Genomic DNA, 27,000 nt, shown 5'->3' on the forward strand with positions numbered 1-27,000 from the left:
CATAGGCGAGATGTTCACCGTGCAGTGCCACCTCCGGGTTGGTTGACGCATGATGCGCCACGTCCAATTGATCCAGCTCGATAACGCCAAGGCTCTCAGACACCGGCAACGTATTGCGAAGGTGCTGTTGGGTAAGCAGCAGCTCAATACCGCTGTCTTCAACCATATAGGCCAGACGTTCGCTGGGGTAATCCGGATCCAACGGTACATAGGCGCCCCCCGCTTTAAGAATGCTCAGCAGCCCCACCACCATCTCGATGGAGCGCTCAACAGCGATGCCTACTCGAGTCTCAGGTTGTACGCCTAAACCAATCAGATAGTGGGCCAAGCGATTGGCCCGGGTGTTAAGCTCGGCGTAGCTGAGATGCTGATCATCGAAAATGAGGGCTGTAGTTCCAGGCGCCATATCGGAACGACGCTCAATCAAACGATGGATCGGGGCTTCCCATTCGTAATGCTCATCATTGACGCTCCACGTCTCAAGCTGTTGCTGCTCAACGTCACTTAACCAGTCAATGTCACCGACTCGGCGAGTAGCCGACTCACTCAACTGTTTCAGCACTCCCACCAGATGCTGGATCAATATCTCGGCAGCGGCATCATCTAACTGTGACCGTGAATAGCCGCAGCAAAGCTCCAACGCTTCCTTATGGAAGACGACCAGCGTGACGGGATAATTGGTTTGCTCGCGGTTATCCACTTCGCCGAACGTCAGCCCGCCTGGCAAATTCTGGTGTAACGCGGCATCAACGGGATAGTTCTCGAATACCACCAAGCTATCGAACAGTGCCTGGCCACCCTGCCCCGCCCAGCGTTGGATTTCGTATAGCGGCGTATGCTCATGCTCGCGACTCGCCAAGTTTTGTGCCTGTAACAGGCACAAACACTCGTTGACGCGAAGCGAGGGATCCAATGAAACAATGACTGGCAAGGTATTAATAAATGGGCCGATCAAGTTTTCTGCTGCCGGTAGCTCAGCGGGTCGTCCAGCCACGGTAGCTCCAAAGCAGATACTATCTTGTCCCGTATAACGTGCCAGCAGCAGCGCCCAGGCACCTTGCATTAAAGTATTGAGCGTTACACGAGTCGCTTTGGCGAAATCCTCCAACTGCTGAGTAGTCGTGCTATCTAGTGACAGGGATATCTCTCTGTACCCAGCTTGCGCCTCGTAAGGTCTAGGGGTGGTGCTCACTAGGTGCGTGGGTGCATCGAGACGCTGCAGCTGGTCACGCCAGTAAGTCTCACTGGCATTGGTGTCACGACGCTGTAACCATGCAATGTAATCACGATAGCGTCCTTCTGCAGATGGCAAGGCCTCTCCGGCGTAACAGCGCAACACCTCGCCCATCAGTTGCGACGTACTCCAGCCATCCAGCAGCAAATGGTGGCGCGTCCAGATAAAGCAGTATCGGGTTTCTGCAATTCGCACCAACGCCAAGCGCATCAGCGGCGGCGCCGTCATGTCGAACGGTTTCCGCTGCTCCTGGGCCAGTCTCTCAAGCGCCGCTTTTAGATCCACTCGTTCGCGCCAATCCACTTCAAACCACGGCAGATCAACGTTGCGCGCCACCCACTGCAACGGCATTCCAGCACTCTCCAGGAAGCCACTGCGCAGAACCTCATGGCGCGCGAGTACTGCTTGCCAAGCGAGCTGGAAGCGTTTGACATCCAGGTCGTCAATTTCTACCTGCAACTGGTTCAGATAGGCTGAATCTTGGTCATCGTAAAGGCTGTGGAACAGCATGCCCTGCTGCAACGGGGACAGTGGGTAGAGATCCGCCAGCTGGTCAGTGTCAACAGGCAAGCCGTCAAGCTGCTCTTGACTCAGCCCCGCCAGCGGGAAGTCCGAAGGTGTTGCGCCACGAACGCCACTAGCACAGTGCTCAATCAATACCTCTAGTTGCGCTTGGAAGCTTACTTGCAAGGCATGTATCGCTGCCTCGCTGTGAATCTCACGACTGTAATTCCAGTCGAAGCGCAGTTGGCCATCTTGAACCCAGGCCACCACCTCAATCCAGGTACGGCGCTTGCTTTGGGGCGCGCGAGCCTGCCCTGCATTCTCTTTAGCGAGCCGCCAGGCCCCATCGCCCTGTAGGGAGCGATCCAACTGGCCTAGATAATTGAAGGTGACCTGGGGGTAGGCACCACTAACCAGCGCGGGCTCTTCTTTCAAATAGCGCAGCACGCCGTAGCCGAGCCCCTTTTCAGGCACTTGGCGAAGTTGTTCCTTGATGGCTTTTAGGCTTGTACCGGGCTCCGCATTACCTGGGGTCAGGCGAACCGGGTAAAGCGAGGTGAACCAACCTACGCTGCGACTGAGATCGACACCCTCGAACAGGTCTTCGCGACCATGGCCTTCCAGTTCAATCAGTACGCTATCTCTCTCTGCCCATTGGCACAAGGCGCTCGATAGTGCAGTGAGGAGCAGGTCATCTACCTGGGTACGATAGGCTTTATGCACCGGCCCCAGCAGTTGCGTGGTGGCCTCGGTAGGCAAGCTGCCAACGAGCGATGCGGTATCGGCGACGGTGTTGCTGCCATGGGGATTCCGTGCCGGTAGGCTGGGCTCTGGCGCTGTGACGAGACTTTCCCAATAGGAGCATTGCTCAGCCAAAGCCTCCGATTTGACATAGTCGGCCAGGGCACGCGCCCACTCATCTAGCGAGGTGGTTGCCGGTGGTAGGTCGACTGTCTTTCCTGCATTTAACTGCGCGTAGGCCGTTTGCAGGTCGTCGAGGATCACGCGCCACGAGACGCCGTCCACCACCAGGTGGTGAGCCACTAGCAGCAATCGTCCGCCGCGCTCGCCTCCCAGTGCCATCCAGATAGCACGGAACGGCCGCGCCAAACTCAGACTGCGTTGCGCAGCATCGGCAGCCTGGGGGATGGCCTGCGCCGGATCCGCATGATCGCTTACGTCCACGTGCTCGAAGAGATCGTCGGCTAGCTTGCCATAGGCTTGTTGCCAGCTATCACCAACGCGCTCAAAGCGCAGCCGTAAGGCGCTATGGTGATCTACCACTGCCTCAATGGCACGCCGTAGCAGCGCGGTATCTACACCACTGTCCGCTTCCAGCATCAACGACTGATTCCAGTGGTGTGGCTCGGCAAAGTTCTGCTCGAAGAACCAGCGCTGTACCGGCAGCAGCGCAAAGGAAGCAGTCTTATTGGGCGCAGCCGCTTGTTTAGGAGCGGTAGCAGCCAAGGGCGTGGCCATCGCCGCCACTGCGGCAATGGTCTGCCCTTCCATCAACTGCTTGGGCGTTACCTTGTAGCCACGCTTGCGCGAGCGCGCGACGATCTGCAAGCTGAGGATAGAGTCACCACCCAGCTCGAAGAAGTTGTCGTTGCGCCCCACCTGCTCGCAGCCGATTACGTCGGCCCAGACTGCGGCTAGGGTTTCCTCCGCTGCTCCCTGGGGAGCTTCGAATGCTTTATCACCACCCGCTTGTACTGGATCGGGCAGCGCCTTGCGATCTAACTTGCCATTGGCGGTTAGCGGTAAGGCATCTAGCCGTACTATGGCACTGGGCACCATATAGTCCGGCACGCGTTCGCCAAGCTGCGCGAGTAACGCGGCGTAATCGACGTCGCTCCCGGCTGCCATAACCACGTAGGCGAATAGTTGCGCGCGGCCTTCCTCGTTTTCCCGCGCTACCACTTCGGCCTCTGCGATGCACGGTTGATCGCGCAGCAGGGTAGCGATTTCGCTCGGTTCAACCCGATAGCCGCGAATTTTGACCTGATCATCCACACGGCCAAGGAACTCCAGGCTACCATCGGCCAGTTGGCGCACACGATCACCGCTGCGATAGAGCCGCTCCCCCGCATGGAAGGGGCTGGCAACGAAACGTTCCGCCGTTTGCCCCAGCCGCTGTAGATAGCCTTGCGCCAGCCCTGGGCCGCCCAGGTAGAGCTCACCGGCAACACCCTTCGGCACCGGATTAAGCCAGGGATCGAGCACATAGGCCCGAGCATTGGCCAGCGGTGTGCCTATCGGCAGAGTGCTGGCAGCTCGATCGGCCATGTCGGCTTGCTGGGTGAGAATACCGACAGTGGTTTCCGTGGGGCCGTAGTGATTAAGCACTTGGCAGGTTGGCTTAAGCTCGGCGAGACGCTCCAGTAGCGCCCAGTCGGTAGCTTCGCCACCCAGAATCAAGCGCTCTTGCGGAAGTACATCCGCTGGGCTTGCGGCACTCAGCAGCGCCCGCAGGTGGCTGGGCACAATCTTGAGCACATCCACCTGCTGTTCCCGCATATAAGCCGCAAAGGCATCCGGGTCGAAGGCGCACTCGGGAGAAATGAGGTGCAAGGTGCGGCCGGTGCACAAGGCACCAAACAACACCGTATGCCCCAGATCCGCCGCCACCGTCGACACCATAGCCAGGTTGTGGGCATCCTCTGGTAGCGCCAGCGCCTCCAGAACGCCCTGCACATAATTGGCCAGAGCACCGTGACTCACCGCCACCCCCTTGGGCTTGCCCGTGGAACCAGAGGTATAGATCACATAGGCGGTCTGCTGGGGATGAATGACGGGCAGTTCGTGCTCTACGGCAGCCGGAATATCGTCGATAAACGCCAGCTCCATTACCGGAATGTCATCACTCCAGCCGCAAGGCGTGCTGCTCAGTAGTAAGCGAGCGCCACTGTCAGCCAATTGATAGGCCAAGCGGTCGCTCGGCAGTTGTGGATCAAACGGTACGAAAGCCCCGCCCGCTTTGAGTACGGCGAGAATGCCGAGCACGTACTCGCACGAACGCTCAGCGTGAATGGCAACACGCACCTCGGAACCAACGCCTTTTGCGATTAGTGCCTGTGCCAGATTCTGGGCTTGGGCATCCAGGCTGGCATAGGTATAACGGTACTGCCCGTCGTTTACGGCTAACTCATCAGCATGAGCTGCCACCACTTTCGACAGCAGGGTGGGTATAGCCTGAGTGAGAATCTCGCTTTGGTTTCCTTCCAGCACGGAGATAGGCTCAGGTAGCGGCAGCATCGCAGTGTGAGACCGCGGATCAGCTACGACCTGCTCGGCCAGGAATCGGAATGCCTGGCAGAAACGCTCGATCGTGGTGGCATCGAATAGCTCAGCGGAGTAAGCGAATAGACCTGCTATTCCCTCGGGTTCATCGCAAAAATCGAGACTCAGGTCGAAGTGAGCAATACCCGTGAACACCTGCTCGGCTTGAATGGCTAGGCCAGCCACATGGCGCTCCGCCTGCCACATTTCCTGCTGAGTACACTTCACCTGAAATAGCGGATGTACCCCCGGTTGCCGTTCGAGCTGTAGCGCCTCCACCACTTGATCGAAGGGGACATCCTGATGCAGCTGGGCATCGATCAGGGTAGCGTTCACCTCATCTAACAAACGTTCGAAATTTCCAGTGGGATCAATCTGAGTCCGCAGCACAACGACATTGATAAGATACCCAATTAAGCCCTGAAGCTCGGCTTTATGCCGATTGGCAATGGGAGCCCCCACCTTGATATCTGTCTCACCGCTAAAGCGATACAACGTCTGCTTCAATAGCGCCAAGATCACGGCGTAGAGTGAAACGTTTCTTTCACGGGCTAGGCTACGTAGCTGCTCGCTCAACTCGCAGGTAAGCGTAAAGCGTAGATGGCCTTCGCTCGGTGCGGATATCGCTTGGCGTGGGCGATCCAAAGGCAATGCTAGCGGAGGATGATCCCCGGAAAGGCGTTCACACCAGTGAGCAAGTTGGTTCTGTCGCTCACTACTATGTCTTTCAATACTATGCTGCTGGCGCTGCTGCCAAACCGCATAATCTGCGAACTGTATTGGCAGTTGTGCAAGCTTGGCTTCTAGCTGAATGCACACGCCTTCATAAAGTGCGCATAGATCATCGATGAGCACCTGTACTGACCAGCCATCACCAGCGATGTGGTGCTGAACGATAGCTAACACATGGTGCTCCGCGGACAAGCGGTAGAGGGCGACGGTTAAGGGAGGCGCCTGTTCAAGATCAAAAGGCTGCCGCGCCAGTTGAGTGAGTGCGTCATGCAGTACCTGCTCCTGTTCAACCACGGTATCACCGGGTATATCGTTACAGATCAGCTCAGGACTCCAGTCCTGCGCTAGCCGCTGAACAGGTTCTCCCGCCTCACTCAAGGGGTAGTAAGTACGCAAAATATCATGGCGCTGTACCAAGGCCTCCAGTGCCACATTGAGCGCTGATAGATCCACCCCCCCCTTGAGATGCAGCGCCCCTGCCATATTGTAACCAGCGCTCTGGGGATCGAGTTGCCACGTCAACCATAGGCTTCGCTGCCCTTCTGACAACGGTATATCGCCTTGACGTTGATCATCTTCAAGACGGGGAATGGCCATCCCTCGTTGATCCGATGATGCCGCCAAACGTGCTTCGATAGCGTTAGCCATGGCAGACAAGCGCGGTTGCTCGAACAGCGAGTGCAGAGATAGCTCGACGCCCCAGTAATCACTGATGATGGCGGCTAGCCGCACCGCCGCCAGAGAATTACCACCGCTGGCGAAGAAATGAGCATCGCTGCCTAGCGGCTTACTTTGCGACTGGGTGTCGTCATCCCCCAGCACCTGGTGCCAGAGCTTCGCTAACGCTTGCTCCGTTTCGCTTCCAGCTTCCGCAGTAGAGTGCGATGACTTTCCACCACCAGCATCCTCATCGCTGCCGCCACTGACAAAACGCCCAAAGGCGTGAATGGCGTAGGCATCCAGGCTACCCGCCTCCCAGCCTTGGCGGCAGGTGCTGCGCTGCAATTTACCGCTGGAGGTTTTGGGAAGACCGCCTGGGTTGAGCAGTAGCACTACCGAAAGCGGCTCATGGCAAGTGCTCCCCACTGTCTCGCTTAGCGCTTCGACCAACTTCTCGGCGGGCACTAGCTTCTGTATGCCGCGGGAGACTTCTGCCGCAATGCCAATCCCTTCAGCGCCTTCCGGCGTGGTCACTGCAAAGGCCGCCACGCGCCCTTTGCGCACTGCTTCCACCTCGGCTTCGATAGCGCTCTCGATATCCTGTGGGTAGACGTTATGGCCGCGCAGAATGATCAGGTCTTTAATACGCCCAGCGATATACAGCTGCCCTTCGTGCAGAAAGCCCAGATCGCCGGTGCGCAACCAGCGATCATCGCGGGCGTCGTGGTTCTGTGCATCAGCATCATCGGTGCGCTGCCAACTGACCCCATCGCGGGTAACAAAGGCTTGCGCTGTTGCTTCTGGGTTCTGCCAATACCCGTGCGCCACGCTAGGCCCATTGACCCAGATCTCGCCGACTTCACCACTGGGCAGCGAGTGAAGCCCCTCAGGGTCGACAATATCGATAGCGTGACCGGGTTCCGGTGTACCGCAGCCCACCAGGGTGTTGCCTTCAACCGCTGAAACAGCCTTTCCCTCGGCCAGCGACTGTTGAGAAAAAGCAGTACCCACCACGCCCGTACCGCGCGAATTACAGCTAACCAATAGCGTTGCTTCGGCCAAGCCATAACAGGGTGCTGCGGTATCAGCGGCAAAGCCCGCTGGGCGGAAGCGTTCGATAAAGCCCGTGAGGGTATCGTGGCGTACCGGCTCGGCGCCTGAGAACGCGACCCGCCAGCTAGATAAGTCGAGCGCCTCAAGCTGCTCGTCACGGATACGCTCAAGACACAGTCGATAGGCGAAATCGGGGCCACCACTAATGGTGCCCCGGTGGCGGGAGATCGCTTCCAGCCAGCGTACCGGCCGCTGTAAAAAGAAAGTGGGGCTCATCAATACCGCAGGGATACCGCGATAGATGGGCTGCAGCAGGCCACCGATCAGCCCCATGTCGTGGTAAAGCGGCAGCCAACTGACGAAAACATCGTCGGCACCAATCGAGAAGCCCGTCTCAATAGCACGCTCGTTCGCCATCAGATTGCCATGGCTCACCATCACCCCTTTGGGAGTGGCCGTGGAACCTGAGGTGTACTGTAAAAAGGCGAGATCACCACGCTTTGGGCGATGCTCAATCCAGTGTTCAGCGCGGCTCTCATCTACGGCATCCACGGGGATCAGTTCGGCGCTGCCGAAGCCTTCGCTTGCAGATGCGACCACATCGATAATCGTTGTAGAGGTGAGCACACAGGCCGCCTGGGAGTCGGCGGCAATGGCGAGCAGACGTGCCAGATGTTGCTGCTTGGCCGACTCCGGAGGAAAGACCGGCACGGCAATCACCCCGGCATATAGGCAGGCAAAGAATGCCACCACGTAGTGCTCATCGTTATCCAGCAGGATTAAGGCACGCTCACCAGCCGGGAACCGCTGTTGGAGCTCGCTGGCCAGGGCGCGGGAACGCCGTTCCAGGGTGGCGTAGTCAAGGGTGGTCTCACCTTGTGCGTTCACTACAATCAGCGCCCTGTCACTGGGCCTTTCCCGGGCCAGGCGACTTAAATGCTCAACGAAGCTGTGGTTAACAACGTTATGGGACGGGTGGCTGTTCATCGTCTGGGCGTGCCTTATATTCATATGCGTACCTGCTGGAACTCCTGGCCGTGGCGTGGGATTGAGCCGTTGTATTCAGTCTTTGGAGAGGTTGCCGTGACCTTCCGCCATGGCGACGACGACTTTGCGCGGCCCTTTGAACGGCGTGCGCGCATGGGCGACCAGCATGTTGTCGAGCATTAGCACATCGCCTGCCTGCCAGGGGAACATCACCGTTTCGTCGGCCAGTACGCCGCGGATCTCATCGAAGATGGCATCGTCGATGGGGCTACCATCGGCAAAGAAGACGTTGCGCGGCATGTCTTCGGGGTCTAGCAGCTCTTCCAGCGACTCTCGTACCTCTGGCTGCAGGTTGGAGACATGGAAAAGATGGCCTTGGTTGAACCACACCTGCTCACCGGTGACAGGGTGAGTCTCTATGCTTTGGCACAGTTGGGTGGTACGCAGGTCGCCATCGGGCTTCCACTCACAGCGAATACCCGCGCGCTGGCAGAATGCCTCCACTTCAGCGCGGTCTTCGGTGTTAAACACCTTTTGCCAAGGCATATCGAAATCGCCGTAGTTGCGTACGTAGAGAATGCCGGGGGCAAAGCGCTCGCGGATCTCTGCGGGCATACGGCGGTAAATAGCGCGGCTATCGGCTATCGGCGTCTCTCCACCTTCGGGGGAAGCGGTGACACAGTGGAACCAGATTTTCATCGGCCACTCGCGGGTGTAGGCCTGCTCATTGTGGAGGGGAATATGTTGATGAGCGGGGTACTCGGTCGAGGTATAAATGCCTGACGAAACCGCTGAACGCGGTGTTGAGGCGAACTCATAACTCAGCAGAGGATGACCAAAGGCGGCAGCAAACTGCTGAAAATCGTCCACGGAGGGAACATCGAAACCTCTTAGCAACACCCCACCGACTCTGGCCACCAGCGTCTCAATATCCGCGCGCAACTCGCCAAAGGCTTCCAGCAGTGGCTGCCCTGGGTAGGAGGGAGAAATCATAATGGGCAGCTCCGAATCAGCAGGCCCCTGACGTTTGGATATGGTGTTGGTTTGTTGCGTTGGTGTTGCGCTTTGGCTGTCCATTATTGATCTCCTGAAAATTCGTTGAGTAGCGTTTGCCCTGGGCGTTTGTGTGGGAATAGCCTGAATCGACATAGCCTGAATCGATATAACCCAGGGCAGCGGCATAGCCACTCGGCGCTGGCAGCGGCCATGCTTGCAAAGGTGATGACACGGGAAGCGAGTGCTCAAGGTGATAGGTGCCTGGCGACCCTAAAGAGGAAGTGATCGAGAGCGCCTGCAAATGATCAGCGATGCCCAGGCCCAGGGCTTTGAGCACCGCCTCTTTAACCACCCAGCGCTCCATGAAGGGCAGTGCGATGCCGTCGCGTGCGTGGTCGAGCTGCTCACTCGGCGATAGCACCAGCCCTTGCAGCGGCGCCAGTTCGGCCTCGGGTCGGCAACGCTCAATATCGACCCCCACCGCTCCGCCGGGAGCAATCGCGATCAGGGCGACATGGCCAGAGTGGGAGACATTGAAAGCAGGCCCATCAGCGTTTTCCAACGCTGGTTTGCCGTAAGCGTTCTGAGTGAACACCAACTTTTCTGGCGCTATACCGGTGTGCGCTGATAGCAGTCGCCGCAGGGCCGCTCGAGTCGCCACGGCGCGTACGACATCGGCGTGACGGCGAAGCCGCTGGGCGCGCTGCCACTCGGCTCGACTCAGCAACCGATCATCTTCGTCAGCCACCGGGGCGTTCAGACCGAGCGATAAGCGCCAGACTTCAAGCCCCTCAGGAGCCCCTTCAGCTAACTGCAGGCGCTGCATGGGGCACCTCCTCAAGCCGTCGAGTCAGCGCCCGTTCGATAGTCTCCAGCACTTGTGCTTGCTGCTGGCGAATAAAGAAGTGCCCTCCTTCGAACCAGTCCAACGAGAACGCCCCGCCCGCTTCTCGCTGCCACGCTTCTAAACGCTCTCTTTCGATATCGTCATCGCGCCCTGCGAGTACCTGTAAGGGATAACCAAACGGCGACCCGCCGCGATAGCGGAAACTGCGGCAGAGGCGATAGTCCGCCGCCAACACATCAAGAGTGAGGCGCAGCAGTTCCGGGCTTTCGAACACTTCCTCTGGGGTGCCGCCCTGTTGGCGTAGATCCGCGATTAAGGCCTTATCGTTATCAAGCCCCGCTAAACGCTCTGAGTCGCGCATTGAGGGTGCCGCACTGCCTGAGGCGAATAGCATCCGTGGCTGAGGTCGCCCTACATCGCGCAAGCGAGCTGCCATGCCGTAGGCCAACAACGCCCCCATGCTGTGACCGAACAGGGCAAAGTCGCCGCGCATCCGCGTTGCTTGCTCTTCGCACAGCCGCACGACCTGGGACTCGAAGTCATCGATGAGCGACTCACCCAGGCGCTCACCACGCCCAGGCAGCTCGACGGGATATACCTCGATCCAGGCGGGCAACTGACGCTTCCAGCGCAGATACATGGTGGCGCTAGCCCCGGCACAGGGCAGGCAGAGCAGTCTTAAACGCTTAACCTGCATCCACCTGCTCCGCCTCAGCGTTAGCCTGCTCATCCATCCACTGGCGCAGCGACAGTGGCCGCATATCAGTCCAGGTCTTTTCGACGTAGTCGAGGCAGGTTGGCTTATCGCCGAGTACGCCGGTATCGGTCCAGCCAGCGGGAATCGCTTTCCATTCTGGCCAGAGGGAGTACTGCTCTTCGTGGTTGACTAATACACGGAAGACACCATCTTCACGATCAAAACAGCTTGTCATGGGACTAACCTCATCGTTGCCAAAGGAATGAGAAATAAAACGCAATTACTTCTCATTACTCAATGACGAGTGAGGCGTCAGAAAATTTAATGTTGGGGTAGGAAAATAGAAAAAATAAGGGGAGGGGCCGCTAGGGCGTAGGCATAGAATTACCTTTGCCAGACTAAGAATTGCACCAGTAGGAGGAAGCTTTAGCTCGCGACCATTTAGTTAGCCTGACAACCGAAGGAGGAGAGTAAAAAAAACAGTGACTGATCAGTTGCGCTCATCACCACTTGGAATCATCCCCGTTAGCAGCCATAGCTGTTCGGCTTCACGAAATACACGGCGGTGCTGAGAAGAAGCCGCTAACCACGCATGAAGCGCCTCGCGATCAGCGTCGCTCAACGTCTCTTCATGCTCGCGCATCAGCCAGTCTAGCGCCGTTTGCCAAACGGCATCATCGCCGCTGTCGTTATCCATCGTTACTGTCAAACCTCGCTACTGCTGCCTGCTGAACACCTGTCTCGGGAAGCGTGTAATATTATCAACGCTATTTGCTGACAGTGTAACAAAGCGACAACAAAGAAGGGACGGAACGTGGGCTTACCGATCTGGCAACGTTTAACCTTGTAGCGACTGGCGGCAATGCGTCAATGCATCGCGAATCATAAAATTAACTAACGTGGTGGAAATACCTAACAAGTGAGCCACTTCCCGCTGCGTATGACTTCCCGAACGATAGAGCTCAAAAGCGCGCCGCGTACGCTCAGGCAGCTCGTCCAACGCGTCCACCACCTGTGCCAAGGCCTGGCGGTCAATCGCGATCACCTCTGGAGAGTGTGACGCGTAAGAGGCGGCCTCCCCTTCCTCTTCTTTTGCAAACAAAGTTGACTCAAACGCCGAACGGCGGCAGCGGTCAATGGCGAGGTTGCGCACCACACGTGACACATAGGATATGGGCTGCTTCACCTCAAAAAGCGTGGTTGCTTCCGAAATTTTCAGATAGGCATCCTGCACAACATCATCGGCTTGATCAGCATTGCCCAATACTCTTGCGGCGACACAGCAGAGCCGGGGCCGCTGATTAACGAAGATATCTTCTAACTCAGCGCTCCAGGTCTGGGTATCCACAGCTCGGCCTCCTGCCTTGATTAACACCACGGAATAAATGGCAATAATTATTATTTGCGTTAGAGCCTGACAAGTCAACTGGTGAGAGCTAACTCACTTTTTATAACGATATGCTTGTTGGCAGCACTACTTCATGAGATGTTTCTCGTCTCCTCTCCAGCCCTTGTTACTTCGTTGCCACCAACGCCTTTACCTTAGCTGCGAACAACACTCGGCGCGCTGACGACTCGTGGCTAGGCATTTCAGCCCCTGAGCATGCTAAACTACTGCTGCTCGTATCGCTGTTTCTTGCTCTGGAGACCCACCGTGACGGATGCCCACCGCCGTAAGCTACCCATCGGGATTCAGACGTTCTCGGATATCCGCGAAGGGAACTATTACTACGTCGATAAGACACCGCACATTGAGCGTTTGGTTAACCAGAACAAATACTACTTCCTCTCGCGGCCACGCCGCTTCGGCAAAAGTCTCTTGCTGGACACCCTACGTTGCCTGTTTGAAGGTCGCCAGGCGCTGTTCGAAGGGCTGTATCTCCACGACAGGTGGGATTGGCAGCAGCGCTACCCGGTGATTCGTATTAGCTTTGCCGATGGCGTGATGCAGAGCCGTGAAGGGTTGGATGAACGTATCCGTGAGCAGCTACGCGTCCAGCGTGAGCAACTCGGCATTACCCACCACCATAAAACCGATATACCGGGTGAATTTTCTGCCCTCATTCGTGCCGCCCACCAGCAGAGTGGTCAGCGGGTGGTCATCCTGATTGACGAGTACGACAAGCCGATTCTGGATAACATCCTGGCGCCGGAGCGTGCCCGGGAACTGCGCGAGGGTTTGAAGAACCTTTACAGCGTGCTGAAAGACGCCGACCCGCACCTACACTTCGTGCTGCTTACCGGCGTTTCCAAATTCAGCAAGGTCAGCCTGTTTTCGGGCTTGAACAATCTCCGCGATATTACCCTTTCGCCCGACTATGCAACCTTGTGTGGTTATACCGATGACGATATCGATACCGTATTTGAACCTGAACTTTCTGGGTTAGACCGTCAGGAAATCAAACAGTGGTATAACGGCTATCGCTGGGGTGGTCGTGAGGTTACCTCTGTCTACAATCCCTTCGATGTACTATTGCTGTTCCAAGAGCAAGAATTCGGCCCGTACTGGTTTGAGTCCGCGACGCCAACGTTTTTGGTCGATATTCTCAAACAACGCGGGGTGTTTACCCCTCGATTGGAGACCTTGCAAGCAAAAGCACAGTTGCTCGGCCGCTTTGATGTCGACGATATCACCACCGAAGGACTGCTGTTCCAAACCGGCTACATCACCATTAAAGACGTGCAGGAACCCATGCTGGGTTATCGCCTCTATACGCTGGGCTTTCCGAACAGGGAGGTAGAAAGCAGCCTTAACGATTTATTGCTGCCAGTATTGGGTATTAACACAAGCGATGCGCAAACCTACCAACTGGCGTTATTTGACACTTTTCAGCGCCATGACCTTGCTGCGTTGGAAGCTCACTTAAAGGCGCTCTACGCCGGACTCCCCCATGACTGGTACCGCAACAACCCCATCGCCAAATACGAAGGCCACTATGCCAGTATCTTTTACAGCCACTTTGCGGCCTTGGGGCTGGATGTAACCGTGGAAGACGCCAGCCACCACGGCAAGGTGGATATGAGCGTGGACTTTGGTGGGCATATCTACCTGTTTGAGTTCAAAGTGGTGGAACAACTGCCGGAAGGTAAAGCGCTGGAGCAGATCAAACATAAAGGCTATGCCGATAAGCACCGCGCTTCGGGCAAGCTCATCCACCTGATCGGCGTGGAGTTTTCCAGCGTTGAGCGCCAAATTGTGGCGTTTGAGGTGGAGACCTTGGCTTAGCTACCAATCTATCCGCCACTGTCATCTCCGCGTCATGAATGGCTAGTTACATTGAATGCATACAGTTTTTGCCATTCACTAAGGCACGATGAATGCCCAGGGGAAATACAATGCTCGATAGCAGTAACGACCTACTCGAAACGGTGAAGCAGGCGGCGTACGAGGCGGGTGCGCTGTTACGCGAGGGATATTCGCTAAAGGGCAGAATCGCCTTTGAGCAAAAGGGGGCGTCAGACTTTGTCAGCTACTACGATACGGCCGCCGAGAACATCATTATCGACTGTATCAATAGCACCTTTCCCGATATCGCTTTCCTAGGTGAAGAGAGCGGGCTTACACCCACCGATAGTGACTATACCGTCATCATTGACCCTCTCGATGGCACCAGCAACTTTTTGCATGGGGTACCTCACTTCTCAGTCTCCATCGCGGTTACTAAGGGCGATGAGCTGATCATCGGCGTTGTCTATCAACCGCTGCTTGATGAAATGCTTTGGGCCAGCCTTGGCACCGGCGTCTTCCTCAACGACACGCCGCTCACGACGCCTGAACCGCGCCCACTGAACGAGATGCTGGTAAGCACCTGCCTGCCCTACCACGCTAAAGGTGACTGTACGACGGCCCTAAATCAACTCGCTGCTCTAATGCCCCAGGTGGCCGGTATCCGCAGCCCAGGATCGGCGGCGCTGGAGATCGCCTACACCAGCCTGGGCCGGTTTGATGCTTTTTGGTCTCAAGGCGCTAAGCTCGACTTTTGGGATATCGCCGCCGGCATTGTGATTGCCAGAGAAGCTGGCTACACCGTCACGGATCTCACTGGCGAGCCGAATCCCGCTCAATGGAACAGTTTACTTGCGGCGCACCCCGAGAGGCATGGACAACTGCTAGCGTGTTTAGCGTCTTGCTGATAAACGATCAACGTCATATCTAATCACATCGGTTAGCCAATCAAGCAGAGGCTAACCGCCTGAGACCTACCCCTTGCCTGCTTTCCCCAAGCGGCGTTTGCCATCTATCACGTAAATCTTTTCATTTTTTTGTTAAAAATGAGAACCATTAGCACTAGAATGGAGGCATTATCATCAACCCTATCGCCAGGAGTCATTCATGTTCGAGGTCAAAGGCGCCACCTTTGAAATCAATGGTAAGCAGATTTTAAATCCCATTGACCACAGCTTTCATGAGGGCAAGGTTTATGGCCTGATTGGCCATAACGGCTCGGGCAAGTCGACGCTAATCAAGCTCATGGCCCAGCAGCAGCCGGTAAGCCAGGGGGAGATTCACTTTGATCAGCGCCCGCTGAGTGACTGGGGAAATCGTGAGTTCGCTCGTCAGGTGGCTTACCTGCCCCAGCATTTACCAAGTGCAGAAAGTCTTACCGGACGCGAGCTAGTCGCCTTTGGCCGCTACCCATGGCACGGACTGCTGGGCCGCCACACCCAGAAAGACAAAGATGCCATTGATCGCGCCATTGCCCTGACCCACACAGAGGCCTTTGCCGACCGCTTGGTCGACACGCTCTCTGGTGGTGAACGCCAAAGGGTATGGCTGGCGATGCTACTCGCCCAGGGCAGCCGATTCCTGCTGTTGGATGAGCCGTTAGCGGCGCTGGATATCGCCCACCAAATCGAAGTGCTGGCGCTGATCCGTAAGCTGTGCGATGAGCTAAATCTTGGGGTGATTATTGTACTGCACGATATCAACATGGCCTCGCGCTACTGCGACGAGCTAATGGCGCTGCACAGCGGTCGCTTGTTAGCCCATGGCAGCCCGGATAATTTGATGTGCGGCAGCACCTTAGAGGCTATTTATGGCTTACCGATGCAGGTCATGAAGCACCCCAACGGAGAGCACAATATCGCCGTGGCTCAATAGCGCTATTCTCCGAGGTCAGACACTTTTAAAAGCACTCATTCGCAATCAAAAGCTTCAACTGATACGCATTATCGATTAAGCTGAATGCCATATTTTACCTGTGTGCTGTGTCAAAACCTTGTGTTAAAGCCCTGTGATGGAGCCCGCGATGCCCTCTGCTCTGCGTCAGCCGCAACTGTTCGAGCCTTCGTTAGCGTCCTGCTACACCGGGCCGTTGGCGAACTTTACGCCGCCGTTAATAGGTGGAACGCCACCGCTGGAAGCGTTCAAAACAGCCCGTTGGCGGAATGCCGATTGGCTCAAAGAAGATCTCTCCCGTTTCGCTGAACAGTACCCAGACGGAGACCAGCGGGCAGTGGTATCGATCTGGTCGAAATGGCACTTAAGTGCGCTAACCGTTCCCACACTGACTGCCAACCTGCTGCTTAACCGTGACCTGCCGGTGGGGCTGGACGACATGCAGGTTATCTTTAACGACAAGGGCGCCACCTCGCGGCTGTGGTTGCCCCACGAAGGTACGCCGATAACCACACAAGATCCGTTTGAGCGTTTTGCTACCCTGATTGAGCAGCACTGGGCACCGTTGATTGAGCAATTAGCGGCTATCTCCGGCGCTGCACAGCGGGTGTTCTGGAGCAATGCCGGTGGCTATCTGGACTTTTACGTCAACGCGCTGGGCGAGCACCCGCTTGCCAATAGGCAGGCGTTTGAGGCCGCCAAGGCGTTGCTGGAAGCGCGCAACCTGCCCAACGGCAAGCGCAACCCGCTGTTTCAGCCGGTGCGTTACTTTACGCCCAAGGGTAGTGAGGAAGTTAAGCGGGTGCGCAAGCTTTGCTGCCTGCGCTATTTACTGGATGAGTTTGATACCTGCGGCACCTGCCCGCTAGAGGGCTGCGACCTGGAAGCGCGAAAGCGGGCCAAACAGGTCGCCCGTTAAAACGTGAGCTATTTTTAACACGGTTTAGATATTAATTTGCGCAACAGCATCTTCGCTTGCCCGCGCACGCTGCTCGCCTTTCAGCTCGCTAAGCTGCCCCTTCGACATCTCCAGCAACCGATCAGCGTGGACGAAGTAGCTGTCGTCATGACTGATAGCAAACACGGTTTTACCCATCGCTTTTAAGTGCGGTAACAGCTCGCGGTAGAACAGCCGCCGGAACTGCGGGTCTTGATCCGCCGCCCACTCGTCGAGGAGCAGGATATCGCGTTTTTCGGCAATCGCTAGTAGCAGTGCCAGGCGCTTACGCTGCCCCTGGGAGAGCTGGGTGTTAATAACGCGATCACCCTCCCACTGCAATTTATGCTGCATCTGCAGTCGCTCAAGCCAGGTATCAACGACCTCTGGGTCAGCAGGCAGGCCTTCAGGGCCCATGGTCTGATCAAACTGATGGAAATCGGTAAACACGCTGGCAAAGCGAGCGCGAAACGCTTCCCACTGAGCAGCGGTGACCACCTGTCCATCAATCTTAATAGTGCCGCTTTGGGGGCGGTATAACCCCGAGAGCAGCCTTGCCAGAGTCGACTTACCGCTACCGTTGCCGCCGATCAGAAACACCTGCTCACCACGCTCTAGGGTCATATTAAGAGGCCCCACCTGGAAGCCCTCACCCTGGGCAGTGTCCGGGTAATGATAAGTGACTTCCTCCAGCTCCAGACGCTGCCAATCGGCCAGCGTATCGTCGACGGCAAAGCTTGATTGGTACTCGGCTAGCTCCAGGCTGCTCAATTTATCAAACGCGACCTGGGCGCTGATCAGTGTTGGCCAGGCGCCCACCGCCTGAATCAGCGGCGTACGCAGGAACAGCAGCGTCAACGCAAAGGTGGAAGCCACCGTGGTATTCGCCCACCCCAACCCATTAGAGAGGAAAAACACCACCCCGATGGCGCCCAACATCATAATGTTAGACCAGTTGTTAGCGCTTAAATGGTAGGTATCGGCGCGGATGATGTGATGACGGTAGTCGCGGGCATTGGCGGTATAGCGCTCATCATAAAAGCGCCGGGCACGGTCGCGGTTGAGCGCCAGTTCTTTGCGCCCTTCAATGGCCGCCTGGAAATCTTTATACAGACTGTCTTCGCTTTCACGCACGAGGCGAAAATGGCGATACACCCGCGACACCAACACCCACCCCACGCCCATGGTGAACGCGATCCACAGCACCGTGATCACCACCATTTGCGGCGACAGCCAGGCCAAATAGGCCACCGAGGCAAGCGTAAGCACCACGCCCTGAATCAGCTCCGGCAGACGCACAAAACCAATGGTGATGTTACGCACATCGCTGGACAAACTGGCCAGTAAGGTGGCGTTGCCCAGCTGCTCCAAACGCTCAATATCGGTGTCGAGAATCCGCTTCACCAGCCGCGAGCGTAGGTCAAACACAAAGTGGTGCCCCAGCACGGTCAGCGCTAATTGCGTACTGAGTGTGACCGCCAGGAGCACCACCAGCAGGCCAAGAAATTGCGGCAGCGCCGCCATACTGCCTACTTCGATAAGCCGCTGATTGATAAACGCAATCACCCCGACCCCTAAGCCAGCGCTCAATAGGCTCAAAGCAATGGCGCCTAAAAAGGGCCAGCGGTAGTGATGAAATACTAAGCGCAGCAGTTCCATGGGGCTCCTTGCCTTCCTGTAAAGAGCGCTGAAGTCTAACAGCAGCGCCTCTCACCAAGAAGACGTCATTCATATTGGGTGGCAAACGAGCGGCCTGACAGAGATCTTACAAAGAGTAGTCTGAACCGGAACGCTATTCCTAAGAGCTATTCCTAAGAGCTATTCCTAAGAGCTATTCCTAAGGGCTATTCCGAAGAGCTATGTCAGATGGTTATCCCAGCGGAGTTCCAGACTGGCGACCAGCTGGGGTGTTGCCGAGCCAGGCGTTACTCGGTAGAGCCCGCCCTGGCCGGAGGAGACCAGAAAGCCGCCGTTGCCGTCGCAGCGGGCGCCGGCGGCGTCGGGCAGCGCTAGGCTGGCAACAAGTTTGCCTTGTGCGGCATCCAGCAGCAGTACCCGGTTGCCGCGAGGGGCAGTCACCAGGACATTGCCAGAAACACGGCTAAACGCCACGCTGGCAGTGTAGTGCTTCAGACTGGCGGTGACCTCATCGGCCAGCGCCAGCTCAGAGAAGTGCCCTTGGGCATCCAGACGGCAGATCAGCGGATGGGTCTCCCACTCAGGCCCCTCAAACTGGTAGCCAGCGATCACTGCACCGTCCGCCGCCACATCCAGATGACGGCAGCTGAGCTGGTGGTGCGAAGGTTCGTGACGTGCCAGTATCTCGCCGCTGTGGCGATCCAGCAGCATCAGCGCTGGTGCCATGGTATCAAGATTGAGTTTAACCCGGCCGTAGTCAGGATGGGTTCGGATGCCTCCCAAGCCAATCACCAGTGTGTCACCATCCGGCATCAGCCTAAGCTCATGAGGCCCGATACCACCCAGCGGCATATCGCGCACATGGGCGTAGTCGTTGGCAGCGTCGTAAACGCGCACTAGCCCGGCGCTGTCCCCCAAACGATTGGCGGTGACATACAGATAGCGCCCGCTCAGGTCGAAAACGCCATGCCCGTAGAAGTGGTAGCCCTCCCCGGCCGCAATGGTGTGGGCTAATTGGCGGCTGTCCCCATCGATCACATGCATCCGTGTGCCAGGGCGGCGAGCAAACAATACCGCCTGGCGAGAGTCGGGCCGCAGACAGCCTCCATGGCAGCGCTCGGGTACTTCGATCATAAAGCGGGTCTGACCATCCAATGCCACCCCGGCGATGTAATGCCCTCCGCTGGGGTCGTCTACCGCGCTGAACAGCCAAGCGGCTTCCTCCCGCGCGGGCAGCGCCCAGCTCAGCGGGGTCAGCGCCATGGCGATGCTGCCCAACCCTACTTTGAGTGCTTGGCGTCGCTGCATGGTTCAATCCCCATCGCTGGAGTTAAAGCCTCGTACCAGCCCCAGTTCACCAGCGATCTCGTTACCCAGTAAATGGCGTAGCTGGCTGATGTCGAGGTAGAGCGACTGCAGACCGCGAAACGCTTCTTCGTCTTCAAGGGAAGGCACCAAGCCCGGTGGCAGTTCGCTGGCCTGAACGAGTGTCTTATCCAACTGATCACGAAACGCCTCGGCGAGCGGCAGCGCATCGGACTCGCGCAACAGCGCGGTGAGCCCCGGCAAAAAGCCGGTACGCAGACCCTCCAGGCTGCTCTCTACCAATCGAACCGTTTGTCCACTACGCCACGCTTCCGCCAAGTAGCCGTTGGCGGGCGCGCCTTTAAGGCCCATGGGCTCACCGAGCCGTTTATCTTCGAGTATTTCGAGGGCCTGGATGGCGCTGGCCAGTGTTGTTTCAGTGTAGTCGGCAGTATCAAGATAGTGCTCACCAAAGGCCTGCCAGTCGCGATGCAGCGCGCTTGTGGTATCCGCAAGATGCGTGGTGATGGCCTGCATCAGCGAGCAGGCTCCAGTGTCGCTCAGTGCCTGTTCGTCCATGGCGTCGTCATAAAGCAAGTATTCAAGGGCGGGAAAGCCTTGGATCGCCACGCTGTCACTGGCGATATCTTGGGCATCCGGGGCTTCGGCTGCCTTCAGCCAGCCGCGCACCTTACTGCCCACCAGGTTTTTACGGTCTGGCCAGAATTGCAGTTGCCAGCCTCGGCTATTCTGCTCGACCGGGCCGAACTGAATAAAACGCACCGCCTGCCAAGCTTGATAGGCGCTCAGCCAGTCATTTTCCAGCCGCTGTCTGAGAGCTTCGTCTGGGCTCTGGCAAAAGCGTGCGGCGCTAGCTTCCAGGCGCTCGGAGGCGGCGCTCAGCTCAGCATACTGAAGTTCCACCGCGCCGTGCCACATTTCCCGCGGCACAGGGGTGTCCGTAGCAAAAGAGAGCGGCGTCGCGAGTAGCGCGCAAGCCAGCAAACTCAGGCGGCGAAGAGATGCGATCACGTTAACTCCTTAACAGTAATGACTTACAGGGATTCAAGGAAACGTATAAGTTCCGCTCGCTGGTCAGCGGGCAATGCGCGATAGCCCTGGGTAGCGCTTTCTGCCTCACCACCGTGCCAGAGTATCGCCTCTTCCAGAGTGCGGGCGCGACCATCGTGGAGAAAACCAGCCCGGGGGTTAACCGTTTGCGCCAAGCCGATGCCCCACAGCGGCGGGGTGCGCCATTCTCGGCCATCGGCCTGGAACTCGCTGCGATGATCAGCCAGGGCATCGCCCAGATCGTGGAGCAGTAGGTCGCTATAGGGCCATATTTCCTGATTGGCTAGCGCCGGACGGGCAGTATCCGCAGCGGTGCGATGGCGCGGCGTATGGCAGCTCGCGCAGCCGAGCGCGTTAAATCTCTCAGCGCCCTGTTTCACCGCTGAGTCATCCATATTGCGTCGCATCGGTACCGCCAAGCTGGAGGCGTAGAAGGTCACGAAGTCGGCCACGTCATCGCTGACCTCAGGCGTGCCACCGTTAGGAAAATCATCGCACCCCTGGCTCTCCATGCAGTCGGTTTGTGGCACCAGACTGGAGGTCAGCCCCATATCCCCGGCGAAGGCATGCAGGCCCTGCTGCTCAATGCTGGGCTCTCCGGCTTTCCAGCCGAAACGCCCTAGCACCGTGGTGCCACTGCGCACATCCCACACTTGGTTGTAGCGGCCGGAAATTCCGTCGCCATCGTCGTCTGCAGGGTCTGCGGCAGCGATAAGGTCAGCTTCAGGAATCGCTTCTAGCAGGCCCAGGCCAATCATTGGCGGTGCCAACCGTGGCGAGGTTTGCAGTGACTCCGGCAGCTCTCCGTAAGCGGGCTCGGCAATCGAGTAGAGCGGCTCCTGCAAGGTGACGCTGGTGCCATCGGTGAAACTCACTTCCCGAGGACGATACTCAATCACCAGCTTGGCCTCGGGCTTGGCACCGCTAATCGCCGCGGTTTGGAGCTGCAAACCGTAGTTAGGTACCGGAAGCGCGCCCCGCTGCTCCAGTGTTTCTGGATCCGCTTGGCTTGCGGGTAGCGAGAGGCGCAGAAACAGCGCGATGGGGTTTTCGTCGCCGGTGGGTGGGTGCCCCCGACCATCTTTAAGGTGGCACCCCTGGCAGCTATTGGTATTGAGCAGCGGCCCCAGGCCATCCCGGGCCTCGGTGCTGGCGGGCGCCGCCACCCAAGGGTTGCGAAAGAAGCTGTTACCGACGCTGAAATCCAGCCGCTTGGTCATCGACATATTACCCAACGGCAGCGAATAGGCGTTATGGTCAAACTGCTCCACCGAGCCATTGCCACCACTCATGGGCGTCGTTTGAATGGGATAATCTTGGCTAGGTGGCGCATTTTGTATAGGTGATTCGGCTGCCTGCAAGGGCACGGCCAACAAGAACAGTAAGAAACTGCTGTGGGCTAATGTGCTGGGCACCCACTTGGCTAGGACAATAAACCGGGGTAAGCGGTACATGGTGATACCTTGAGAAGGAAGATACTGACAAAACCAACAGAGCCGCGCGATAGCAACACTATCGGCGGCTCATGGTAGACGCTAGTCCGCTCTAGAACCGGTGACCGGCATCATCAGGCTGTAGGGAGGTCACGCCCAGTTCACCTGCGGCCTGTTCGATAGACCCTGTTTGCGCCACCAGGGAGAGAATCGCCTCGTTGATCAATTCACTGCCCTGCTCGTTACCCGGCGCAATCATCATATCGAATGCCATCGGCGAGCTTTCCGCTTCAGCCGCCTGCTTGATAGCATCAAGCCTCGCCATGGTGGCTTCAAGCTGCGCACCAAGGGTGTCGGCTAGCTCGCTATCTGCTTGAGACAGTAAGTCTTGCAGCGAAGGCCCCTCTACCACACTGCCATCAAGGCGTTGATAGCTGCCGGTGTAGATATTCTGAACACCCTGGCCGTTGTAGTAGTGAGAGTTGTGGGTATTGTCACTGAAGCAGTCGTGTTCATCCTCAAAAGAGTTGGCTTCCAGCGCTACCTTCATGCGCTCACCCGCCAGCTCGCCAAGCGACAGCGAGCCCATGCCAAACAGCATGCGGCGCAGGCCTTCCTGATCGCTCTCCGCCAGCAGCTCCTGGCGATAGTTGCCTTCAGTTTCCGGCGCCCACTGGGCCACCATCCACTCAAGGTCGTCAACGAGCAGGTCGGACACCGCGTCCAGATAGCTGCGGCGGCGATCGCAGTGGCCATGAGTGCAGTCATCGCCGGTTTGGTAATCACTCACCGGTCGTTCGCCGTTGCCTTCCTCAAAGCCATGCAGATCCTGCCCCCAGAGCAGAAACTCGATGGCGTGATAGCCGCTGGCGACGTTAGCCTCCGAGCCGCCAATTTCATTCAGGTCGGCGAGTAATGCTGGGGTAATGTCGCTAACGTCCAGAGTTTCGCCGCCGACAGTGATTTGCTCGTTGGCAATAATATTAGCAGTGGCGCCTTCGTTACCCAGCTCATGCTGGTAGTCGTCGCCTTCGACATAATCGATCATGCCTTCGTCCAGGGGCCAGGCGTTGAGCTGCCCTTCCCAGTCGTCCACCACCGCATTACCGAAACGAAACACTTCGCTCTGCTGATAAGGCACCCGCGCCTGCAGCCAGGCTTGCTTGGCTGCGCTCAGGGTTTCGGCCGTGGGATTGGCGAGCAATTCGTCGATACGCTCGTTCAATGCTTGGGCAGCATTCAGTGCATCGGCGTAATTGGCATGAGCCAGATCGGCGTAGTGTTTAACCACGGCGTCAGCGCTAACGGTGCCGTCAGCAGCAGCAGTGTCGACAGCAACTGGGGCAAAAGGCATCAGCGCGCTAAGCGCAACGATGCCAGCAAGAGGGCGACGGAGCATGATGGCGGGCATTACAGTGTCCTTTAGGCTGTGGCATTACAGAAACTACTCACATAAAGTGCTAGGCGACCCCTGAGGGTTTGGTGCTCTAGCCCTACCTGAAATGTAATTCATTGACCTATGAGATTCAATCCTATTTGAGCTTAAATAAGAGCACTATGCCGTTTCATCACCATTTTTTGCTCTGTGTCACTTTTTGCTGCCTTGGGAAAACCGACATGCTGGATTATAAACTGCTTCATGCCTTGGCAATCGTGGTGGAATGCGACGGTTTTGAGCGCGCAGGCGATGTACTGGGGCTTTCGCAGTCAGCTGTCTCCCAGCGCATTAAGGCACTGGAGGTTCGCCTTGGGCAGCCGGTGCTTATACGCTCTCCCCATTTAGCTCCCACCCCTGCGGGCCAGCGGTTGTTGACCCATTACCAGCAGGTACAGCTTTTAGAGCGCGACCTCCGCGGTTCTCTACCCACGCTGGACGACCAGGCACCGCGCCTGCGGATCGCCATCAATGCGGATAGTTTGGTCACCTGGTGGGCCGAGGCCGTTGCCACTATCTGCCAAGAGGAGGGTCTACTGCTGGATCTAGTGATTGAAGACCAGGATGTCGGGCTCAAGCGCTTGCGCGATGGCGATGTAGCGGCCTGCCTGTGCGCCACACCACAACCAATAGCCGGTGCACGCAGTGTTGCGCTGGGTGAAATGCGCTACCACCCTTTGGCGACACCGGCTTATATCGAACGCTACTTTCCAGAAGGCCCTTGCAAAGAGAGCTTTCAATCCGCGCCAGCCATCGTCTTCGGCCCTCACGATCAGTTGCAGCATCGCTTTCTTGCTCAGTGCGGCTACCACGGCCACTTTCCTTATCACCTCTGCCCATCTTCAGAAGGGTTTGTGCGCTTAGCCACAGCCGGGGTCGGTTACGGCATGATGCCTCAGTTGCAGGTCGGCGAATTAATGACCAGTGGCCAACTAGCCAGTGTTGCTCCCGGTCATTTTTTAGCAGTGCCCTTGTACTGGCATTTTTGGCGCCACAGCGGGCAACTCATTCAACGACTTACGCAACATTTAAGTCGTGCTATGACTTAAGCATGAGAGTTTTCAACGTTTCCTTTCACCAAAGCCAACTACACTCAAAGAGCTTATCGTACGGCACAAGGAAATTTGAGCTGCTTTTGAGCGGGGTGGCATGCAAACCGCATCTGAGCGCTATGCCGACGAATTAGCGGCCCCCGGCGGGTAAGGGAACCCAGGGAACAGCGAACGGGGTAAAAAAAACGAAAAAAGCGATACCCTATGCATGCACAACGTTTAACAGCGGGTGTTTACACCGGCTTATTACTGCTGCTTGCGGTTTGTTTTATGCCCTGGGCGCAGGCAAATACTCTCCTATCCGCATCGCCAAGCCAGGCGAGCTATTCACTTGCCCCTTATAACGAGTTCTGGCACGCCGACGAACAGTCTGTAACGCTTAACGATTTGCTCGCCCAATCGCGTACTTTTACACCCACGCACCAAGCCCAAGATTTAAATTTCGGCTATACCCGTGGTGATGTGTGGCTGCGCACTCAGGTGCGCAATGATTCGTCGGAACCCCAGCGTTGGATGGTGGAGTTTGAATACCCGTTCTTGGATTACGTTACCCTTTATACGCTTCGCCAACAGCTAAGAAGTGTGCAACGAAGCGGCAGCGCGGTTCCCGTTGAACAGCGTGCGCTTGCCCACCGTCAGGCAGTTTTTCCATTGGAGCTGGCCGCCTTTGAAACCGTCACGCTGTACACCCATGTGGCTGCCTCAGGCAGCAAGATGCTGAGCTACAACTTATTAACGCCAGAGAGATTTTATACCCAGAATGATCGCCATAATTTTTGGCTGGCGACTTACTTCGGCATGCTACTGGCGATGGGGTTATATAACTTACTGCTATTTTTTGGCTTAAAAGAGCGCATATTTCTTCACTACTCGCTTTTTGTCGCTGGCTTTGGGCTTGCCATTCTGGCGTTTAACGGAATTGGCACACTCATGTTTTGGAGTTTTCTGGGTGAGAACACGTCTCGCTTGGTGGCGCTCGGTTTCACCTTTGCCTCTACCATGGCCACACTGTTTGCGCAGAGCTTCCTAAACACAGAGACGTATTGCCCACGCTGGCACCAGGTATTAAACACCTTTCGCAGCTACTGTTGGCTCGCCGTCATTGCCTCGCTGCTGCTGCCCATTCCTGTGGCCCTCCACCTAATGGATGTGACGGGGTTTATGGCGGCTTTACTGCTCCTGATATGCGGCAGCTACTGCAGCTTTCGACGCATACCCAGCGCTAGACTCTTCGTGTTTGCGTGGTCGATATTTCTGCTGGGTGCAGGTGTCTTTACACTCCGCAACCTGGGCATACTGCCGGCTAATTTTATTACCCTACACGGCATTCAAATTGGCTCGGCGCTAGAAATGTTACTGCTTTCGTTTGCACTGGCATCACGCTTTAACAAACTTAAACGGCAAAAAGAGCGCGCTCAAGCCGCTATGCTAGCTGCGCTAAAAAAGCAGGAAGCCGTGCTGGAACAAAAAGTCGCTGCCCGAACTAAAGCGCTAGAGCATTTAGCCAACGGCGATATGCTGACCGGTTTATTAAATCGCCATGGCCTGGCGCGCTGCGCCGCAGAAGCTCTGGAGCGTAATCGTCAAAACGGCCATCGCTTGGCGCTCCTGATGCTTGATCTGGATCGTTTCAAACCCATTAACGACTGCTACGGCCATGAGGCAGGTGATTTTGTCTTACAACAAGTTGCCAAACGTATTGCCCATATGGCGCGTACCGGTGACCATTGTGCACGCTTTGGTGGTGATGAGTTTATTATTATCATGGAGAACATCGAACCTCACGATACGCTTGAGAATATACAGGCACGTATCGACGAAGCCATTCGCTCACCCATCAAACTCCCCTGCGGCGAGCGAGTTAGTGTTAGCGTGAGCATTGGGGTAAGCACTTGCCAGGGAACAGAGGGCGCCACTCTTGAGAGTTTACTGCGTGAAGCCGATAGCCATATGTACGCTGTCAAATCACGCCAAGCGGTAGAGTTCTATCGCTACGGCTCGGCGAGTTAGGTATTAAC

The 27,000-nt window shown here is 56.8% G+C and carries 18 protein-coding genes; 6 read left to right on the forward strand and 12 right to left on the reverse strand.

All coding sequences use genetic code 11. The features are described 5' to 3' along the window. The 7 genes from K7H09_RS11300 to K7H09_RS11330 form a co-directional block, all read right to left on the reverse strand. Window positions 1-8,476: non-ribosomal peptide synthetase (locus K7H09_RS11300; RefSeq protein WP_230804650.1), on the reverse strand; the 8,476-nt coding region annotated here is incomplete at its 3' end. Between the two features lie 51 nt (window positions 8,477-8,527). Then, on the reverse strand, window positions 8,528-9,529 hold the full coding sequence (locus K7H09_RS11305) for a TauD/TfdA family dioxygenase (protein WP_190373841.1): 1,002 nt from the start codon (window positions 9,527-9,529) through the stop codon (window positions 8,528-8,530). Then, complete coding sequence (locus K7H09_RS11310) at window positions 9,462-10,274, reverse strand: 4'-phosphopantetheinyl transferase family protein (RefSeq protein WP_022522942.1); 813 nt, start codon at window positions 10,272-10,274, stop codon at window positions 9,462-9,464. The genes K7H09_RS11305 and K7H09_RS11310 overlap by 68 nt, the downstream gene beginning before the upstream one ends. Next, complete coding sequence (locus tag K7H09_RS11315; protein ID WP_141439803.1) at window positions 10,252-10,992, reverse strand: thioesterase II family protein; 741 nt, start codon at window positions 10,990-10,992, stop codon at window positions 10,252-10,254. The genes K7H09_RS11310 and K7H09_RS11315 overlap by 23 nt, the downstream gene beginning before the upstream one ends. Continuing rightward, a complete protein-coding gene (locus tag K7H09_RS11320; RefSeq protein WP_022522944.1) occupies window positions 10,982-11,227 on the reverse strand; it encodes an MbtH family protein in 246 nt (81 codons plus the stop codon). Before K7H09_RS11320 ends, K7H09_RS11315 begins: the two co-directional genes overlap by 11 nt. Before the next feature lie 255 nt (window positions 11,228-11,482). Then, window positions 11,483-11,701, reverse strand: coding sequence for a FecR/PupR family sigma factor regulator (locus tag K7H09_RS11325; RefSeq protein ID WP_230804654.1), 219 nt, complete (start codon window positions 11,699-11,701; stop codon window positions 11,483-11,485). A 129-nt stretch (window positions 11,702-11,830) separates the two neighbouring features. Next, window positions 11,831-12,340 (reverse strand): RNA polymerase factor sigma-70, encoded by a 510-nt coding sequence (locus tag K7H09_RS11330; RefSeq protein ID WP_167522510.1) that lies wholly within the window; start codon window positions 12,338-12,340, stop codon window positions 11,831-11,833. Between the two features lie 255 nt (window positions 12,341-12,595). Between K7H09_RS11330 and K7H09_RS11335 the strand changes: the two genes are divergently transcribed. The 4 genes from K7H09_RS11335 (at window position 12,596) to fhuF (ending at window position 17,030) form a co-directional block, all read left to right on the forward strand. Beyond that, window positions 12,596-14,218: an ATP-binding protein gene (locus K7H09_RS11335; RefSeq protein WP_269063987.1), complete on the forward strand. Its 1,623-nt coding sequence runs from the start codon at window positions 12,596-12,598 to the stop codon at window positions 14,216-14,218. Between the two features lie 110 nt (window positions 14,219-14,328). Continuing rightward, the gene (locus K7H09_RS11340) at window positions 14,329-15,126 is read left to right on the forward strand and encodes an inositol monophosphatase family protein (protein WP_141439807.1); all 798 of its coding nucleotides are present in this window, start codon (window positions 14,329-14,331) and stop codon (window positions 15,124-15,126) included. Between the two features lie 199 nt (window positions 15,127-15,325). Then, window positions 15,326-16,093, forward strand: coding sequence for an ATP-binding cassette domain-containing protein (locus tag K7H09_RS11345; protein ID WP_133732970.1), 768 nt, complete (start codon window positions 15,326-15,328; stop codon window positions 16,091-16,093). Window positions 16,094-16,241: 148 nt separating this feature from the next. Then, window positions 16,242-17,030, forward strand: coding sequence for a siderophore-iron reductase FhuF (gene fhuF, locus K7H09_RS11350; protein ID WP_141439808.1), 789 nt, complete (start codon window positions 16,242-16,244; stop codon window positions 17,028-17,030). 24 nt (window positions 17,031-17,054) lie between these two features. Here fhuF and K7H09_RS11355 read toward each other — a convergent pair whose 3' ends face one another. From K7H09_RS11355 to K7H09_RS11375, 5 genes are all read right to left on the reverse strand, one after another. Beyond that, complete coding sequence (locus K7H09_RS11355; RefSeq protein ID WP_141439809.1) at window positions 17,055-18,707, reverse strand: multidrug ABC transporter permease/ATP-binding protein; 1,653 nt, start codon at window positions 18,705-18,707, stop codon at window positions 17,055-17,057. Window positions 18,708-18,905: 198 nt separating this feature from the next. After that, window positions 18,906-19,994 (reverse strand): DUF1513 domain-containing protein, encoded by a 1,089-nt coding sequence (locus K7H09_RS11360; RefSeq protein WP_141439810.1) that lies wholly within the window; start codon window positions 19,992-19,994, stop codon window positions 18,906-18,908. Between the two features lie 3 nt (window positions 19,995-19,997). After that, the gene (locus K7H09_RS11365; protein ID WP_141439811.1) at window positions 19,998-21,023 is read right to left on the reverse strand and encodes an imelysin family protein; all 1,026 of its coding nucleotides are present in this window, start codon (window positions 21,021-21,023) and stop codon (window positions 19,998-20,000) included. Window positions 21,024-21,046: 23 nt separating this feature from the next. Continuing rightward, complete coding sequence (locus K7H09_RS11370) at window positions 21,047-22,516, reverse strand: di-heme oxidoreductase family protein (RefSeq protein ID WP_141439812.1); 1,470 nt, start codon at window positions 22,514-22,516, stop codon at window positions 21,047-21,049. A 91-nt stretch (window positions 22,517-22,607) separates the two neighbouring features. Continuing rightward, the gene (locus tag K7H09_RS11375; protein WP_230804658.1) at window positions 22,608-23,906 is read right to left on the reverse strand and encodes an imelysin family protein; all 1,299 of its coding nucleotides are present in this window, start codon (window positions 23,904-23,906) and stop codon (window positions 22,608-22,610) included. A 206-nt stretch (window positions 23,907-24,112) separates the two neighbouring features. Here K7H09_RS11375 and K7H09_RS11380 point away from each other — a divergent pair, with 206 nt between their 5' ends. Then, entirely contained in the window at window positions 24,113-24,979 is an 867-nt protein-coding gene (locus K7H09_RS11380; protein WP_230804660.1) for a LysR family transcriptional regulator ArgP, read from the forward strand. Window positions 24,980-25,186: 207 nt separating this feature from the next. After that, entirely contained in the window at window positions 25,187-26,992 is a 1,806-nt protein-coding gene (locus tag K7H09_RS11385) for a sensor domain-containing diguanylate cyclase (protein ID WP_141439814.1), read from the forward strand. The last annotated feature ends 8 nt before the right edge of the window (window positions 26,993-27,000 follow it).

This window comes from Halomonas sp. IOP_14, assembly GCF_021021315.1.
In the GTDB taxonomy this organism is placed as follows: domain Bacteria; phylum Pseudomonadota; class Gammaproteobacteria; order Pseudomonadales; family Halomonadaceae; genus Vreelandella; species Vreelandella titanicae.